The sequence below is a fragment of the Streptomyces sp. x-19 genome (genome assembly GCF_046549115.1).
In the GTDB taxonomy this organism is placed as follows: Bacteria; Actinomycetota; Actinomycetes; order Streptomycetales; family Streptomycetaceae; genus Streptomyces; species Streptomyces albulus_C.
Genome location: NZ_JAJPWK010000004.1, coordinates 396,820 through 412,345 on the forward strand (window position 1 = coordinate 396,820; position 15,526 = coordinate 412,345).

A 15,526-nucleotide genomic window follows, 5' to 3' on the forward strand; every position below is an offset into this window, starting at 1 on the left:
CGGGCCCTCTCGAAACGGACTCCCGTGACCGACGACGCGCACCCCCGCACCCCCACGGCCCCCCCAGGACCGCCCCCGGTCTTCGACGTCCACACCCACTTCTTCCCGCGGGTCTCCCGTGCCGAGAGCCGTATCCTCGCCGGCGCCGGCGAGCCCTGGCTGCGGGAGACGGGGGACGGCACCGGCATGATGATGAGCGGCACCGACGCGTACCGGCCGGTCCGCGCCGAACTGTGGGAAGTGGGCAGCCGGCTCGCCGCCATGGACCGCTCCGGCGTCGCCGTCCAGGCGGTCTCCTCCACTCCCCTGCTCTTCGGCTACGCCGCCGACCCGGCCCGCGCCGTCGACTGGTGCGAGCTGGTCAACCAGCGGATCCTGGACTTCTGCGGACAGGCCCCGGACCGCCTGCTGCCACTGTGCCAAGTCCCGCTGCAGGACGCCGCGGCGGCCGCCGCCACGGTCACCAGGGCCAAGGCCGTGGGCCACCGCGGCGTGCACATCGGCAACCACGTCGGGCAGCGCTACCTCGACGACGCCGACCTCCTGGCGTTCCTCGCGCACTGCGCCGACGAGGACATGCCCGTCCTCGTCCACCCTTGGGACATGCTCGGCGCCGACCGGACGGCCCGCGGGTACATGCTGCCGTGGCTGGTGGGCATGGCGGCCGAAACGCAGCTCTCGCTCCTGTCGTTGATCCTGTCCGGCGGGTTCGAACGGCTCCCGCGCTCGCTGCGGATGTGCTTCTGCCACGGCGGCGGCAGCTTCGCGTACCTCCTCGGCCGGGCCGACAACGCCTGGCACCGCCGCGACATCGTCCGCGCGGACTCCCCGCACCCGCCCTCCTTCTACACCGACCGCTTCTCCGTCGACTCGGCCGTCTTCGATCCCAGGGCGCTGCGGCTGCTGCTGGACGTGATGGGCACCGAACGGGTCATGCTCGGCAGCGACTTCCCGTTCCCGCTCGGCGAGCAGGAGCCCGGGGCGACCATCCGCGCCTGCGCCGGCCTGACCGACGCGGACCGCGCGGCCCTGCTCGGCGGCAACGCCCGCCGCTTCTTCGGCCCGGCGGAGCCGGGGGCGGACGCCCGATGAGCACCGACCAGCTCCGCACGAAGGTCGCAATCGTCGGGTCCGGCAACATCGGCACCGACCTGATGATCAAGGTGCTCCGAACCTCCGACGTGCTGACGGTGGCCGCGCTGGCCGGCATCGACCCGGCCTCCGACGGCCTGGCCCGGGCCCGCCGGCTGGGCGTCCCCACCACCCACGACGGCGTCGACGGCCTCCTCGCCCGACCCGACTTCGACGAGATCGCGCTCGTCTTCGACGCCACCTCCGCCGCCGCCCACCGGCGCACCGCCGCGGTACTGGCGCCCCACCGCAAGCAGCTGATCGACCTCACGCCGGCCGCCCTCGGCCCGTTCGTCGTCCCACCCGTCAACCTCGACGCGCACCTGCACACGCCCGACCTCAACATGGTCACCTGCGGCGGCCAGGCCACCGTGCCGATCGTCGCCGCGGTCTCCCGCGTCGCCCCGGTCCGCTACGCCGAGATCGTCGCCTCGATCTCCGCGCGCTCCGCCGGCCCGGGCACCCGCGCCAACATCGACGAGTTCACCGAGACCACCGCCCGCGCCCTGGAGGTCGTCGGCGGCGCGGCCCGCGGCAAGGCCGTGATCGTCCTCAACCCGGCCGATCCGCCACCGTTGATGCGCGACACCGTCCACTGCGTGGTCGACGCGTCCGCCGACGGCGCGGCCCTCACCGAGGCGATCCACTCCATGGTCGCCGAGGTCGCCGCCTACGTGCCCGGGTACCGGCTCAAGCAGGAGGTCCAGATCCGCCCGATCGCCCCGAACGACCCGCTCACCGCCCTCGCCGGCGGCACCGGGCAGGTGGTCTCGACGTTCCTCGAAGTCGAGGGTGCCGCCCACTACTTGCCCGCCTACGCCGGCAATCTGGACATCATGACGTCCGCAGCGCTGCGGGTCGCGGAGAGGCTGACCACCCGATGAACCACGACCTCTACGTGCAGGACGTCACCCTCCGGGACGGGATGCACGCCATCCGGCACCAGTACGGCATCGACCACGTCCGGGCCGTCGCCGGGGCCCTGGACGCCGCGGGCGTCGCCGCGATCGAGGTCGCCCACGGCGACGGTCTGGCCGGCTCCAGCATCAACTACGGCCCCGGCGCGCACACCGACGAGGAGTGGATCGCGGCCGCCGCCGAGGTGGTACGGCACGCCACCCTCACCACCCTCCTGCTGCCCGGCATCGGCACCCTCGCCGAACTCAAGCGCGCGCACGCCCTGGGCGTGCGCTCGGTGCGCGTCGCCACCCACTGCACCGAAGCCGACGTCGCCGCCCAGCACATCGCCACCGCCCGCGAACTGGGCATGGACGTCGCGGGGTTCTTGATGATGGCGCACCTGGCCGACCCGCCGACCCTCGCCGCGCAGGCCAAGCTGATGGAGTCCTACGGCGCGCACTGCGTCTACGTCACCGACTCCGGCGGCCGCCTCACCATGGACGGGGTGCGCGACCGGATCCGCGCGTACCGCGACGTCCTGGACCCCGGCACCGAGCTGGGCATCCACGCCCACCACAACCTCGCGCTCGGCGTCGCCAACTCCGTGGTGGCCGTGGAGCACGGCGTGCGCCGCGTGGACGCCTCCCTCGCCGGCATGGGGGCGGGAGCGGGCAACTGCCCCCTGGAGGCGTTCGTCGCCGTCGCCGACCTCATGGGCTGGCGACACGGCTGCGACCTCTTCCGCTTGATGGACGCCGCCGACGACCTGGTCCGCCCGCTCCAGGACCGACCGGTCCGGGTCGACCGGGAGACCCTCTCCCTCGGCTACGCCGGCGTCTACTCCAGCTTCCTGCGGCACGCCGAGGACGCCGCCGCCCGCTACGGCCTGGACACCCGCAGCCTCCTGGTCGAGGCCGGCCGCCGCGGCCTGGTCGGCGGCCAGGAGGACCTGATCGTGGACATCGCCCTGGACCTGTCCCGACGGCCGTCCTGAGCCGGACGGGGTGCGGGAGTACGCGGCACCGGACTCGGGACGCCGCGAGCCGATCGGTCGCGGTCGTGCGCGGGGTGGCCGGACGTCGTCGTTGCCGCTGACTGGGTCGGCGGCGGCGCGTGGGCGTTGAACGCCATGCCCTTGACGCTGTCCGTCCCTGCCTCGTTCGCCACGAGGAGCGCCGCCCCCTCCGGCGTGGGCCGCATCGGGGACACCGCGGTGTAGCGGGCTTCGAGCGCCTCCGGCGGACCCGGGTGGAAGTCGAGCCCGTACGGCGCCCGGATCCGGTCCCGTAGTGCTCCTGGATCGAGCGGCCGGACACCCGTCGCACGACCTCGCCCGCCAGGATCCCGATCACGAAGCCGTGGTAGTCGGTCTCAACGGCCGCGCGCCGACGCTGGTTCCCGGAAGTTCGTCGGCCTCCGCCGCCGGTCGCGGACGTGCCGTCCGGCCCAGGCACGCTCACCGACCGGTCGGGCCGTCGGCGGTGCGGGTGAGGGCGAGGATTGCCATGTCGTCGTCGCGCGGGCCACCGGTCCAGCGCTCCACGTCGCGCACCAGAGCGTCGATCACCTGGTGCGGTTGCCGGAACGGACCTCGGCCGCGGAACCGATCGGCCGGTTCGTAGAAGGCCCCGGAGGGATCCCGGGCCTCCGTGACCCCGTCCGTCACCAGCAGCAGGGTGCTGTCCGGCGGCAGCGGCCAGGTCTCGGGGTCTGCCTGGGGCACACCGAGGCCGCTCATGCCCAGGGGGTGGCCCGGTTCGCCGGGATCCAGCGTGGCGACGGTGGTGCCGTCGAGGAGGTAAGGGGCGGGATGGCCGCAGTTCAGCAGCCGCACCTCGTGGGCGTCCGGGGGGATCTCACCGAGCAGCGCCGTGACGAACCCCTCCAACTGGATCTCCTCCTCGCGCCGCGCGCCCTCCTTGAACAGGGCGCGCTCCAGTTGGCGGGCCAACGCCGCGAGGTCGGGTGCCTGGTCCGCCTCCACCCGGAACGCGCCGATCAGTACGGCCACCACGCCGACCGCGCCCATGCCCTTGCCCCGCACGTCCGCGATCAGGAGCCTGGTGCCGTAGGGGGTGTCCTGCACCGCGTAGGCGTCACCACCGATCAGTGCCTCGATCTGTGCGGCCTTGTAGAGCGCGGCGACGGCCAACGGGCCGACCCGTGCGGGCGGTGGAGGGAGCACGGCCCGTTGGGCGGCCTCCGCGACGGACCGCACGGTCGCCAGGCGGCGTCCGTGCCGCGCGACCACCCGGTTCACGCCGACGGCGATGAGGCCGGTGAACGCCAGGTTGGCCAGTTCGATCGCCGTTGCGGTGACGTTGCGGAGGTAGCCGCCGGCGAACAGCAGCGCCGCCTCGACCGCGACGACGGCCACGATCGTGTGCCGCAGCGAGAGCAGTGCTCCGGCCACCGTCACGGCGGCGACCAGCAGGTAGTCGCCCCAGTATTCGCGGGGCGACAGGAGGTTCCAGAGGATCCCGCAGACGATCATGGTGGTCGGCAGGAACGAGACGTACCGGGGCCACCGCGTGGAGGAAGGGCCCATCCGCATCCCCGATCCCGAAACCCGCCAACCCGTGCCGTGTCCGAAAACGGATCATAGGCGGCCGTCCGGGAGCACGGCGTGCGCATCGCCGGCCCCGCACCGCAACGGCCCTCGACCGCCCGGCGCGGTCACCGGCGACGGCGGGCCCCGCGGCGAAACGCTCGGGAACACCGGGTCGGCCCAACGGGCAACGTGCCGAACGGGGGCCCGACGGCACGGGGCCGTCCCTCACACAGCGCAATCGCTTCGCCCGGGAGTGCGGTGTTGTGGGGTGGTCGGGTTTCGCCGTCGTGGCGCCGGCAATGCCTTCGGGGCCGCGGACCGGTCCGCCGCGACCGTCGGTTGTGAACTGCCCTGGAGTGCCATGAGCACGGTTGTTGCCCCCAGTGTGTCCGTGTCCGTTCCCTCAGCCCTGATCGGCCCCCTCCTGGCCTTCGTCCTGCTCGACGGTTTCCTCCAGGGCAGTGTCGTGTCCCTGTTGCCCGTCATCCGCGACGCGTTGCACATCGGCACCGGCCAGGCCATGTGGATCACCGCGGCGCAGTTCCTGTCCGCCGCCGTGTGCGTACCGGCCTTCGGACGCCTGGGCGATCTGCACGGCCACCGCCGCATACTGCGGATCGCGCTCGGGACGGTCACCGTCGGCTCGCTGCTGTGCGCCCTGGCGCCGACTCTGGAGGTCTTCCTCGCCGGCCGCGTCCTGCTCGGCCCGCTCAGTTCCCTGCTTCCCCTGTCCGTCGGGCTGGTGCGGGACCGACTGGACACCGCGGGCAGCCGTCGCGCGATCAGCCTCCTCGCCGCGGCCCTCATCCTGGGGGCGACGGCGGGTACGGCGACGGCGGGGCCCCTGGCGTCCGTTGCCGGTGGCGGCCGCACGGTGCTGTGGAACCTGGCGGTGCTGGCCACCGCGGGCTTCGCACTGGCCTTCACCCCGCGGATCGCGGAGACGCTGCGGCTGGCGAGCGGCCGGATGGACTGGACGGGCGCCGTCCTGCTCGGCCTGGGCCTCACCCTGCTGCTCGGCTCGGTGTCCCAGGGGACCGAGCGCGGCTGGCTCTCCCCCCTGGTCCTCGGGGGGCTGCTGCTGGCACCGGTGACCCTGGGCCTGTGGGTGCGTTCCTCGCTGCGCAGCCGTGAACCGCTGGTCGACGTCCGGGCCATGGCGAGCCGCGCCATCTCGCCGGCGTTCGCCTGCGGTTTCGCCGCGGGCGTCGTGGTCCTGGGCGGGCAGGGCGTCACGGTCGCCTTCCTCGACGCCGTTCCCGAGGAGGCCGGGTACGGCTTCGGGCTGCCGCACTGGCAGATCGGCCTGTGGATCGCCGTCCCGGCCCTGATCAGCTTCCTGACCGCGGGCGCCTCGGCCGCCGTGGGCCGGCTGCTGGGCTACCGCGCCATGCTCACTGTGGCGTTCCTCCTGGTGGCCGCCGGCTTCGGGGTGGAGATCGCGGGGCACGCCGTCATGGCGACCTGGTACGCCGGGCACATGCTCGCGGGCGCGGGCATCGGTCTCGCGGTCAGCGGGCTGCCGACGGTCATCACCGAGGGCAGTCCGCGCGACCGGGCGGCGGCCTCGACCGCCGTCTACTACAACCTCAAGACGGCCGGCGGCAGCATCGCCGGTGCCGCGGCGGCCGCGGTCTTCAGCAGCCTGCTGACCCGTTCCACGCAGCAGCCGTCGCTGAACGCCTACTTGTTGCTGTGGGGCATGTGCGGCGTCCTCGCGCTGGCGTCGGCTGCCCTGATCCGCCTCACGCCGCGCACGTGAGTGCCGCCGCCCTCCGTTGCGGAGCACGGCACGACGACGCGGTCGGTCGGGGCCCGAGTCGCACCGCATCGGGACCGGGCACCGGGACCGGGGCCCTCGACCTAAGGCTTGCGGCCCCAAGCGGAGATCAACGGCGCGGTCGCGGTGTCGAGGTGACCGGCGCCGATGTTCGCCAGGTGCTCCTCGATCTCCTCGGCCGTCGCCAGTCCGCCCTCGATCAGCCGGTCACGGATCTGCCGTACGGTCGCGGCCTCCAACGCGCTCCCGACCGGCGAGGTGATCGGGAAGTACGCATCGGCCTCGACGTCGAGCAGTCCCGCGGTGCGCAGTAGCCGGGGCAGCGTCCGTCCGAAGGCGAGTTGGGCGCCCCGCTCGGCGAGCAGCGTGCGGAACCCGCGCCGGATCCGGTTCGCGAGTTCCTGCTCGGGGCCGTGCTCATCGGGGCAGGCCAGCGGCTGCAGCGCCGGATCGGCGTCCTCCACCAGCAGCCAGCCGCCCGGGCGCAGGGCCCGCACCATGGCCCGCAGTGCGGCCTCGCGCTGCGGCACGTGCACCAGGACGAGTCGGGCGTGCACGAGGTCGAAGGGGCCCTCCGGCGGCTCGTCGGCGCCCACGTCGTGCCGTACCACCTCGTACGGCACGCCGGCCGCCGGCATCCATGACGTGTCCAGGTCGGTGGCGAGCACCCGGCCCTCCGTCCCGACCCGCTCGGCCAGCCAGTCGGGCACGCTCGGGCCGCCCGCCCCCACCTCCCAGCAGTTCCAGCCGTCCGCGATGCCCAGTGCCCGCAGGCGCCGGAACGTCACCGGATCGAACAACTCGGCCAGCGCCGCGAACCGCTCGCCGGCCTCGGCCTGCCGGTTGTCGAGCAGATATCCCTCGCCGCGCGCCGCGGCCGCTTCGTGGTCCGTCACCGCCCGAAAGTAACAGGGGCGCTCCGGGCCGAGGTGGTGGCGCGGGTGCCCGCCGACGGCGGCCCCGCGGCGGCCGGCCGGTTCCGCATGTGCGACTGCTAGCCTGGAACGGACGTTGATCGTGTGGTGAGGAGCCCAGACATGGTGGCGGACGACGACATCTCCGGGTGAGGCCCGGGCCCCACAGGCCACCGGCCGGTGCTCAGGAGCGCCGCCGAAGTGGCCGTTTCGTCGTTCCCGCTTTCCCCTTCACGTCTGCCGGGGCTGAGCCTTCTCTTCCCCGGCCGCTTCCCACGAGGTCACCACCATGTCCGACGCTGCCGTCATCTGCTCGAACCTGTCCTTCGCCTGGCCCGACGACACCCCCGTCTTCCAGGACCTCTCCTGCACCGTCGGCACCGGCCGCACGGGCCTCGTCGCACCCAACGGCTCCGGCAAGAGCACCCTGCTCAAGCTGATCGCCGGGGAACTGCGGCCCGGCACCGGTTCGGTCTCCGTGGCCGGCACCCTCGGCTACCTCCCGCAGAGCCTGCCCCTGACGGGCGACCTCACCGTGGCCGAGGTGCTCGGCGTGGCCGCCGTGATCCGCGCCCTGGACGCCGTCGAGTCCGGGGACGTGGGCGAGGAGCACTTCACGACCATCGGCGACGACTGGGACGTCGAGGAGCGCACGCACGCGCAGTTGGACCGTCTCGGTCTGACCGACGTCACCCTGGACCGGAGGCTGCACACCCTCAGCGGCGGCCAGGTCGTCTCCCTCGGCCTCGCGGCGCAGTTGCTCAAGCGCCCCGACGTGCTGCTGCTCGACGAACCCACGAACAACCTCGACCTCGGCGCCCGGCACCGGCTCTACGACGTGCTGGAGGACTTCAACGGCTGTCTGCTCGTGGTCAGTCACGACCGGGCGCTGCTCGACCGCATGACCCGGATCGCCGAACTCGACCGCGGCGAACTGCGCTTCCACGGCGGCAACTTCACCGCGTACGAGGAGGCGGTGCGGGCCGAGCAGGACGTCGCGGAGAAGAACGTCCGCAACGCCGAGCAGCAACTCAAGCGCGAGAAGCGGGAGATGCAGCAGGCCCGCGAGCGCGCCGAACGCCGTGCGAGCAACGCCGCCCGCAACCTCAAGAGCGCCGGCCTGCCCCGCATCTTCGCCGGCAACATGAAGCGCGGTGCGCAGGAGTCCGCCGGGCGGGCCGGGCAGACGCACGCCAACCGGGTCGGCGAGGCCAAGGCCCGCCTGGACGAGGCCGGGCGGGCACTGCGCGAGGACCAGCGGATCACGTTGGAACTGCCGGACACCGACGTGCCCGCCGGCCGCACCCTCTTCCTCGGCGAACAGTTGCGGATCCGGCTCGGCGACCGGGACGTGTTCGCCGGCCAGGGCCTCGACCTGACCATCCGGGGCCCGGAGCGCATCGCGCTCACCGGCCCCAACGGCGCCGGCAAGAGCACGCTGCTGCGCCTGCTCCAGGGCGACCTGGTTCCGGAGGGCGGCGAGATCAGGCGGGCCGACGGGCGCATCGCGTACCTCTCGCAGCGGCTGGACCTGCTGGACGTGGACCGCACGGTCGCAGAGAACTTCGCCGCGTACGCCCCGGACCGGCCGGAGGCCGAGCGGATGAACCTGCTCGCCCGCTTCCTCTTCCGCGGGGCCCGCGCCCACCTCCCCGTCGGCGTGCTCTCCGGCGGAGAGCGGCTGCGCGCCACCCTGGCCTGCGTGCTGTGCGCGGAACCGGCGCCGCACCTGCTGCTGTTGGACGAGCCGACGAACAACCTCGACCTGGTGAGCGCGGGCCAACTGGAGAGCGCTCTCAACTCCTATCGGGGGGCCTTCGTGGTGGTCAGCCACGACGAGCGGTTCCTCCGCGAGATCGGCGTCGCCCGGTGGCTGCGACTGGCCGACGGTGCGCTGACGGAGACGGGGGCTCCCCAGGCGTGACCCGCCGCGCGGCGCCGGGCCCCGGACCAAAGCCGGGGCCCGGCGCGCGGGTCCTCAGATCGCGGCGCCGGTGCCGCCGGTTGCGGAACCGGAGTTGGGGCCGGCCTGGGGTTCGGACTCGGGGCCGCCCCCGCCCCCCCCGAGGGACACGACACCCACGACGGACAAAACCCGCCGACTCCCCCGGCGAGCGAACGACCGTCCGTCACCCTCCTACCGACCACGGACCGTCGGATCGAACGCATCACGAGGCGACTCCGGGGGTGCGGAGCTACATCGATTCGGCGAATATCGGTACATTTGCCGCATGACCCGTGGTCGCTGGAAGTGGTACCTCACGCGCCACAGGCTGCGTGCTCCCCGGTTCTGGCCGTTGCCAGTCACCCTGTTGGGGGCCGGCCTGTTCCTGTCCTGGCTGTTCCCGCTGATCGACCGCGAGGTCACCTACTACGGGGACGAGCTCGGCGAGAGCTTCTTCGCCCACTTGGACAGCGGCTCGATGGCCACCCTGCTCTCCGCCGTCGCGGGCGGCATGATCACCCTGACCGGCCTGGTGTTCACGGCGATCACGCTGGCCATGCAGTTCGGCGCCTCGCAGTTGTCGGTGCGCGTGGTGCCGCTCCTCGGGCAGGACGCCGTGATGCGCTGGGCCATGGGCACGTTCATGGCGACGTTCGTCTACACGTTGATGATCTCGGTCCGGCTCGCCGTCAGCCAGGAGGACTACCGGCCGGTCATCTCGATGTTCTTCGCGATCCTGCTCGCCGTGGTGTGCGCCGCGCTGTTCTTCGCCCTGGTCGGGCGGGTGACGACGGTGTTGAACTCGGGGCTGTTGCTGCGTTACCTGGCCTCCGAGGGCCGCAAGGCCGTGGACCGTACGCACCCGAACGGCGGGCGCACCGCCGGACCCGCGGAGGACGCCACCGCGCCCGCGCCGGACCACGCCGAGCCCGTGGTGATCCGGCTCGGGACCCCGCCCCGGCACGGCCAGACCCTCATCGCCTACGACGACCGCGGCCTGGAACGAGTCGCCCGGCGCACCGGAGCGCGCATCCAACTCGTCCCGGTCGTCGGGGACTTCGTCGCGCAGGAGGCGCCGCTGTTCCTGGTCCGTCCGGGGGCGGGCCCGTGGGTCCGGCGGGACCTGACGCGCCACCTGTTGTTCGGCACCACCTACAGTGCGGGCACCGACCCGGCCGGGGCGCTGCGCGCGTTCGTCGACATCGCGCTCAAGGCACTGTCCCCGGCCGTCAACGACCCCGGGCGGGCCGTGCAGTGCCTGGACCACATCGAGGACCTGTTGGTGATGATCGCCCCCAGGATCGCCGGCCGTCGGGCGGCCGCACCGACCGCGTTCCGGCACCGCACCCGCTCCTGGGCCGATTACGTCTGCATCGCCACCGATGAGATCCGGCACTTCGGCAGTGCGTCGATGCAGGTGCAGCGGCGGCTGCGGGCCCTCTACGCCACCGCGGCCGAGGTCTGCACTCCCGAGCAGGTCGCGCCGCTGCGTGCTCGACTGGCGACGATGGACGCCGAGGTCGGTGCGCAGTGGCCGCAGGAACTGGACGGTCGTCTGGCCCGTCTCCCCGACTCGCAGGGCCTCGGTACGGAGACCGGCGACACCCGCAACGGCCTGGCGCACCGGCACTGAGCCCCACCGGCCCGGCCCGCGTGCCTGGTTGGGTGCCCCCGTCAGCTCGTTGGTGCGGCCGTGCGGCGGGGGTCACCGCGGTGGGTGACCGGGGTTCGGGGTGCGCCGAACCAACGGGCGAGGGCGGCGCACGCGTCGTCCGCGTCGGCGCCTCGACCGGCCCAGCAGACGTGGCCGTCCGGGCGGACCAGCAACGCCCCGGTGCCGTCGGTGGCGGCGGTGCGACCGAGACGATCGGAGGGGTCGAAAGCCTCGCCCCGGTCGACCCGGTCGCGCCAACCGTCCGCCGCGACGGCGACCGCCGTCCCGGCGTCGGCCAGGAGGAGTCCCCGGCCGGCGTCGAGTCGGACGCCGGGCGCCCGCGCCCCCAGCAGCGGGTGGTCCGGCGCGCCCGGCATCGGGTAGCGGATGTCGGTGCCGGCGATCATGGCTGCGACGTGGCGGTTGGCGTCCGGCGCGGCCAGCAGGTCGGCGAGGAGTTCCCGGACCGCCACGGCGTCCGGGTCGGGCAGGGTCAGCGCCATCTGGGCGCGGGTGTTGGCCAGCACCCGCGCACCGACCGGGTGCCGTTCGGCGTGGTACGTGGCCAGCAGTCCGTCCGGGGCCCACCCGCGGAGCACGGCGGCCAGTTTCCAGCCCAGGTTGAAGGCGTCCTGCATGCCGAGGTTGAGGCCCTGCCCGCCGGCGGGGGCGTGGACGTGGGCGGCGTCTCCGGCCAGCACCACCCGGCCGTCGACGTACCGTTCGACCTGCCGGGAGACGTCGACGCCCACCGGACGGCACCCAGTGCGCGCGGCGGTCCCGGGCAGCGGGCCAGCGCCGTGCGCACCTCGTCCTCGGTGACCGGGGCGTCGCGGTCGACGCCCTGCTGCTCCGGGCCGCCGAGGAAGAGTCGGTGCACCCCGTCGCCGAGCGGGAGCAGGAAGGCGCTCCCCGCGGCGTTCGGGCTGAGGTCGGGGAGCCGCCAGGTGTCCCCCGGCATGCGCAACTCCCCTTCCCCATCACGGAGTTCGATGTCGGCGACGGCCATGCCGACCCGCGCGTCACGTCCCGGGAACGGCATGCCCAGGGCGCGGCGGACCGTGCTGCGCCCGCCGTCCGCACCCACCAGGTAGCGTGCCCGGAAGGTTTCTTCGGCGTCCTCGGGCCCGCGCAGGGTGACGGTGACACCCTCCCCGTCCTGCCGGAACGTCGTCAGCTCCCGCCCCCGCAGCACCGGGACCCCGTACCCGGCGAGGTGGTCCTCCAAGAACTCCTCGACCCTGGCCTGCGGGATGCCGACCTGATGGGGGAACTCGGTGTCCAGCGCGCCGTAGTCCAGCGGCAGCCCGGCGAAGTGCCCGGCCGGCAGGAGCGTCAGCGCTCGGTCCAGGACCGGCTCCAGCCAGCCCCGGCAGTGCAGCACTTCCGCGGTGCGCGGCTGGAGGTTGAGCGCCTTGGACCAGCCCGTCCGGCGGGGCAGCCGCTCCACGACGGCGGTCCGCACCCCGACCAGGCCCAGTTCGTTGGCGAGCAGCAGGCCGGTCGGGCCCGCCCCCGCGATCAGCACCTCGAAGTCGGTGTCCACGGCTCCCCCTACAGCTTCATGCCGTGCCGGGTGATGTACCAGTTGTGCCACGTGAGCAGTCCGCCGAGCATCGCCAGCCAGAGCAGGGTGCTGGTGAGCGCGAAGGCGTCCACCGGGATCGTGTAGGCCAGCACCACCCGCACGACCGCGTCCAGCAGGAAGACCGCGCCCCACACCGCCGTGACCAGCCGCAGGTGGTGACGGAACGTCGGCTCCGCTTCCCACCGCGCCTCCCATTCGACCAGGCCGGCCTCGCCGACCTTGGCGATGACGATGCCGCGCGAGGCGGTCATGATGAACGGGCGCCGGGTGAGCAGCGTGCCGAGCACCCAGATCCCGATCGCGGCGGTCAACCAACTGTCCCGGACCAGCAGGACCCGCGGGCTGCCGGATATCAGGGACAGCAGCGTGCCGACCACCACCAGGCTCAGCGTGAACACCGCCATGGCCTCCACCCGGCGCTGCCGCACGACGCCGTAGACGATCCACGGCAGCAGCAACAGGCCGCCGACGACCATCGAGAGCCACTGGCCGACGCCGACCGCGCGCAACCCGTAGTAGGAGCCGAGCGGCAGGGCCAGTTCGAAGAGCAACTGGGCGGCGAGCCGGCGGCGCAGTGCTCTGGTGCGGCGCCGGGCGTCGGCCGCGCCGACCGGGTCCGTTGCGGTCTGTGGTGCCGAGTGTGTCGCCATGGTGCGTTCCCCCGTGTTCGTCGTGGTCATGACGTGCTTCTGGTGGCGCGGTCGAACAGATCGGCCAGTTCCCGGCCGGCGGCCCGCACGTCGAGGGCGGGCTCGTGGGAGGCGCGGCGCACCACGTCGTCGATGGCGGCGCGGATCGCCCGCATCATCACCCAGGGGTCGAAGTCGCAGAACTCGCCGGCGCGCTGCGCCTTGCGGATCTGCTCCACCTGGACGGCGAGGTTCGCCTCCGTCGTCTCCAGGAAGGCGACCATGCCGGGGTCGCCGCCGCGGAGGTTGGAGAGGATTTCGGTGATCGCCGAGAGGTGGTTCGGGTACTCGGCGAACAGGTCGAGGTTGCCTTCGATGGAGGCGCGCAACCGGCCGGCGTAGCTCTCGTGGGCCTCGATGCGGGGCCGCACGTACCCCTCCGCCACCCGCATCACCTCGGCGACGACCTCACGCATCAGGTCGTCCCGCCCGTCGAAGTGGTAGGAGATCATCCCCGTGCTGCTCAGCCCGGCGCGCTCCGCGATCTTCGCGAACGACGCCCGGTGGTACCCGACCTCGGCGATGACGTCGATCGCCGCGGCGACGATCTGAGCGCGGCGCCCCGTCTCGGTGAACGAAGAGCGGGCCCTGCTCCCGGCATTTTGCTTACCTGCGCTGTTCTTTGCTTGCATGAGCAAGACGGTAGCGGGGTTTGCTCACCCGAGCAAGACGGCACGACGGGACGGCATCGGGGACGGGGCGGACATCGGACGCCCACAGGCGAGTCATGGAGCGGGCCCGGACTTCGGCCGCGCGAGCACGCCGAAGGGCCGGCCGGCGTCGTCCGCCGACCGGCCCTTCCGCTGCGCCCTGGGGCCGACCCACGGCGCGCCTTCCCGCGCGCGCCGTGGGTCGGGGCCGGCGACCAGCCGCCGTTGGGTCGACGACCGGCCGAGGGGTACGTCAGCCGAGTCCGCCCATCAGGCCGCCACCCCTGCCCAGTCCGCTGCTGTTGCCCAGGCCGCCCATCGGCCCGCTGCCGGTGCCGAGGCCGTCCATCACCCTGCCGCCGTCGCCGGCGCCACCGGAGTACCGGTCCCCCATGCCGGGCAGGCCGCTCAGGCTTCCCTCGCCCCCGAACATGCCGTCCTCCGGGCCGTCCGAGGGGCCGCCGGCGTTCTGCTGGGCGGGAACCGGTGGGGCGGCGTGGGCCGGGGCGGCCGCTACCGCGAGCCCCACGGCGGGAAGCACGGCCAGCAGCGCGGCCGCGCCGATGCGAGACGGGTTGAACATGGGTGGAGTCCCTTCGTGATCGACCAAGACACTGGAAGCCTGTCCACCCGCACCCGGGATCGCCCGGTACGGGACCGCGAATCACCTGATGAGCGGCTTCCTCCACGGGGAGACGACCCGGATACGCGCGGAACCCGCCACGAGCTGAGCACGGGGCGAGGCCCGCCGACCCACGGTCGGCGGGCCTCGCCCCGCACCGGATCCCCGTCTACGCGAGGTCGAAGGGGGTCGGGTCGTGCCGCTCCCAGATCCGGCGGGACGCCTCTTCCGGGTAGGGCGAGGTCTTCGACTCGACGTCCAGGACGCGAGTCAGCCGTCGCTCGGGCCGGTGGGCGGGCCATCCGGGGTCGCCGGTCGTGGCGAAGCGGACCCATCCCTGCCGGAGTTCCCGGGACGCTGCCACGACCTCCGGCGTCGGCCGGTCGCCGAAGAGGTGCCGGCCGACGGGGCTGTCCAATGTGCCGAACGCCAGGGGCACGTCGAGGCTGTGGCAGGCGCCCAGGACGCCGCCGGACGCCGGAGCCGCCAGGTGCAGCGCGAAGAGGAACGACGTGCCTCCGGCCGCTTGGTTCGCCTGGGCCAGGCGCAGTGAGGGCATGCGGAAGAGGGCGTCGGAGTGCACCAGTTCGAGCAGCTCTTCGGGGGCGGCCCGCGGGTAGGCGGCACGGTAGGCGTCGGCGCCGCCCGGTGCCGGGGCGAACAGGTCCAGGGCCGTACGGACCTCGTCCTCGGTGAAGGTGCCCAGCCGCCCCATCATGACGCTGAACAGCCGGAATTCATCGCGGGTGTGGCCGACGAGGAGCTCGATCCCGCCGGCACGGCCGCCGGCCAGCGCGCCCCAGGGCGTTTCGGTGAGCACCGCGCCGTCGAGGACCGGGCACACGGGGACACCTCTCTGCGAGAGCCGACCCCACCTCGTGCGGCGGCCGGGAAGGTCGGCACCGAGGGCGGTGAGTTCGCCGGCCAGGCGCGCGGGGGCGATGCCGGACAGGGCCTCGGCGTCAGGTGCCGCACCGCCCCGGCCCGCGAGTGCGGCGGTGACTTCTTCCGCCAGCGCGCGGGTGCACAGCGTTCCGGGCACCGAGTGGACGATGGCCCGGCGGAATCCCTCCCCCACGATCGGACTCCCAGCTTTTACCGG

At 73.4% G+C, this 15,526-nt stretch carries 13 protein-coding genes and 1 pseudogene; 6 read left to right on the top strand and 8 right to left on the bottom strand.

The features are described 5' to 3' along the window. The first annotated feature begins 24 nt into the window (after positions 1-24). Genes ACLJT4_RS14285 through dmpG form a run of 3 tightly spaced genes read left to right on the top strand, consistent with a single transcriptional unit; the run spans position 25 to position 3,025 of the window. Entirely contained in the window at positions 25-1,092 is a 1,068-nt protein-coding gene (locus ACLJT4_RS14285; protein WP_411122679.1) for an amidohydrolase family protein, read from the top strand. Beyond that, positions 1,089-2,015: an acetaldehyde dehydrogenase (acetylating) gene (locus ACLJT4_RS14290; protein WP_411122680.1), complete on the top strand. Its 927-nt coding sequence runs from the start codon at positions 1,089-1,091 to the stop codon at positions 2,013-2,015. Before ACLJT4_RS14285 ends, ACLJT4_RS14290 begins: the two co-directional genes overlap by 4 nt. Continuing rightward, positions 2,012-3,025: a 4-hydroxy-2-oxovalerate aldolase gene (dmpG, locus tag ACLJT4_RS14295; protein ID WP_331246176.1), complete on the top strand. Its 1,014-nt coding sequence runs from the start codon at positions 2,012-2,014 to the stop codon at positions 3,023-3,025. The genes ACLJT4_RS14290 and dmpG overlap by 4 nt, the downstream gene beginning before the upstream one ends. Before the next feature lie 462 nt (positions 3,026-3,487). Here the strand turns inward: dmpG and ACLJT4_RS14300 are convergent, their stop codons facing one another. Next, positions 3,488-4,585 (bottom strand): PP2C family protein-serine/threonine phosphatase, encoded by a 1,098-nt coding sequence (locus ACLJT4_RS14300; protein WP_411122681.1) that lies wholly within the window; start codon positions 4,583-4,585, stop codon positions 3,488-3,490. 388 nt (positions 4,586-4,973) lie between these two features. Here ACLJT4_RS14300 and ACLJT4_RS14305 point away from each other — a divergent pair, with 388 nt between their 5' ends. After that, a complete protein-coding gene (locus ACLJT4_RS14305; protein ID WP_411122682.1) occupies positions 4,974-6,344 on the top strand; it encodes an MFS transporter in 1,371 nt (456 codons plus the stop codon). A gap of 101 nt (positions 6,345-6,445) precedes the next feature. Here the strand turns inward: ACLJT4_RS14305 and ACLJT4_RS14310 are convergent, their stop codons facing one another. Beyond that, positions 6,446-7,258, bottom strand: a complete 813-nt coding sequence (locus ACLJT4_RS14310) for a class I SAM-dependent methyltransferase (protein WP_411122683.1) — start codon at positions 7,256-7,258, stop codon at positions 6,446-6,448. A 307-nt stretch (positions 7,259-7,565) separates the two neighbouring features. On the opposite strand from ACLJT4_RS14310, the gene abc-f reads away from it, so the two are divergent. Next, positions 7,566-9,200, top strand: a complete 1,635-nt coding sequence (gene abc-f, locus ACLJT4_RS14315; protein WP_411122684.1) for a ribosomal protection-like ABC-F family protein — start codon at positions 7,566-7,568, stop codon at positions 9,198-9,200. 307 nt (positions 9,201-9,507) lie between these two features. Then, a complete protein-coding gene (locus ACLJT4_RS14320; RefSeq protein WP_411122685.1) occupies positions 9,508-10,854 on the top strand; it encodes a DUF2254 domain-containing protein in 1,347 nt (448 codons plus the stop codon). Between the two features lie 41 nt (positions 10,855-10,895). On the opposite strand, the gene ACLJT4_RS14325 is transcribed toward ACLJT4_RS14320, so the two are convergent. The 6 genes and pseudogenes from ACLJT4_RS14325 to ACLJT4_RS14350 all read right to left on the bottom strand — a co-directional run bounded on the left by ACLJT4_RS14325 (position 10,896) and on the right by ACLJT4_RS14350 (position 15,502). Continuing rightward, positions 10,896-11,402 carry a hypothetical protein gene (locus ACLJT4_RS14325; protein ID WP_411122811.1) on the bottom strand — a complete coding sequence of 169 codons (507 nt, stop codon included), beginning with the start codon at positions 11,400-11,402 and terminating at the stop codon, positions 10,896-10,898. A gap of 48 nt (positions 11,403-11,450) precedes the next feature. Next, a pseudogene (locus tag ACLJT4_RS14330) lies at positions 11,451-12,472 on the bottom strand (FAD-dependent monooxygenase); the annotation flags it as partial. Continuing rightward, positions 12,430-13,143 (bottom strand): VC0807 family protein, encoded by a 714-nt coding sequence (locus tag ACLJT4_RS14335; protein ID WP_411122686.1) that lies wholly within the window; start codon positions 13,141-13,143, stop codon positions 12,430-12,432. The pseudogene ACLJT4_RS14330 and the gene ACLJT4_RS14335, both read right to left, overlap by 43 nt. Next, positions 13,140-13,784: a TetR/AcrR family transcriptional regulator gene (locus ACLJT4_RS14340; RefSeq protein ID WP_411122687.1), complete on the bottom strand. Its 645-nt coding sequence runs from the start codon at positions 13,782-13,784 to the stop codon at positions 13,140-13,142. The genes ACLJT4_RS14335 and ACLJT4_RS14340 overlap by 4 nt, the downstream gene beginning before the upstream one ends. Positions 13,785-14,055: 271 nt before the next feature. Beyond that, positions 14,056-14,385: a hypothetical protein gene (locus tag ACLJT4_RS14345; protein ID WP_411122688.1), complete on the bottom strand. Its 330-nt coding sequence runs from the start codon at positions 14,383-14,385 to the stop codon at positions 14,056-14,058. A 208-nt stretch (positions 14,386-14,593) separates the two neighbouring features. Beyond that, on the bottom strand, positions 14,594-15,502 hold the full coding sequence (locus tag ACLJT4_RS14350; RefSeq protein ID WP_411122689.1) for a carboxylesterase family protein: 909 nt from the start codon (positions 15,500-15,502) through the stop codon (positions 14,594-14,596). Positions 15,503-15,526 lie beyond the last annotated feature (24 nt).

Coding starts and splice junctions, on each gene's coding strand:
- ACLJT4_RS14290 (WP_411122680.1), top strand. CDS start 1,089: ATGAGCACCGACCAGCTCCGCACGAAGGTCGCAATCGTCGGGTCCGGC.
- dmpG (WP_331246176.1), top strand. CDS start 2,012: ATGAACCACGACCTCTACGTGCAGGACGTCACCCTCCGGGACGGGATG.
- ACLJT4_RS14300 (WP_411122681.1), bottom strand. CDS start 4,585: ATGCGGATGGGCCCTTCCTCCACGCGGTGGCCCCGGTACGTCTCGTTC.
- abc-f (WP_411122684.1), top strand. CDS start 7,566: ATGTCCGACGCTGCCGTCATCTGCTCGAACCTGTCCTTCGCCTGGCCC.
- ACLJT4_RS14320 (WP_411122685.1), top strand. CDS start 9,508: ATGACCCGTGGTCGCTGGAAGTGGTACCTCACGCGCCACAGGCTGCGT.
- ACLJT4_RS14335 (WP_411122686.1), bottom strand. CDS start 13,143: ATGACCACGACGAACACGGGGGAACGCACCATGGCGACACACTCGGCA.
- ACLJT4_RS14340 (WP_411122687.1), bottom strand. CDS start 13,784: ATGCAAGCAAAGAACAGCGCAGGTAAGCAAAATGCCGGGAGCAGGGCC.
- ACLJT4_RS14345 (WP_411122688.1), bottom strand. CDS start 14,385: ATGTTCAACCCGTCTCGCATCGGCGCGGCCGCGCTGCTGGCCGTGCTT.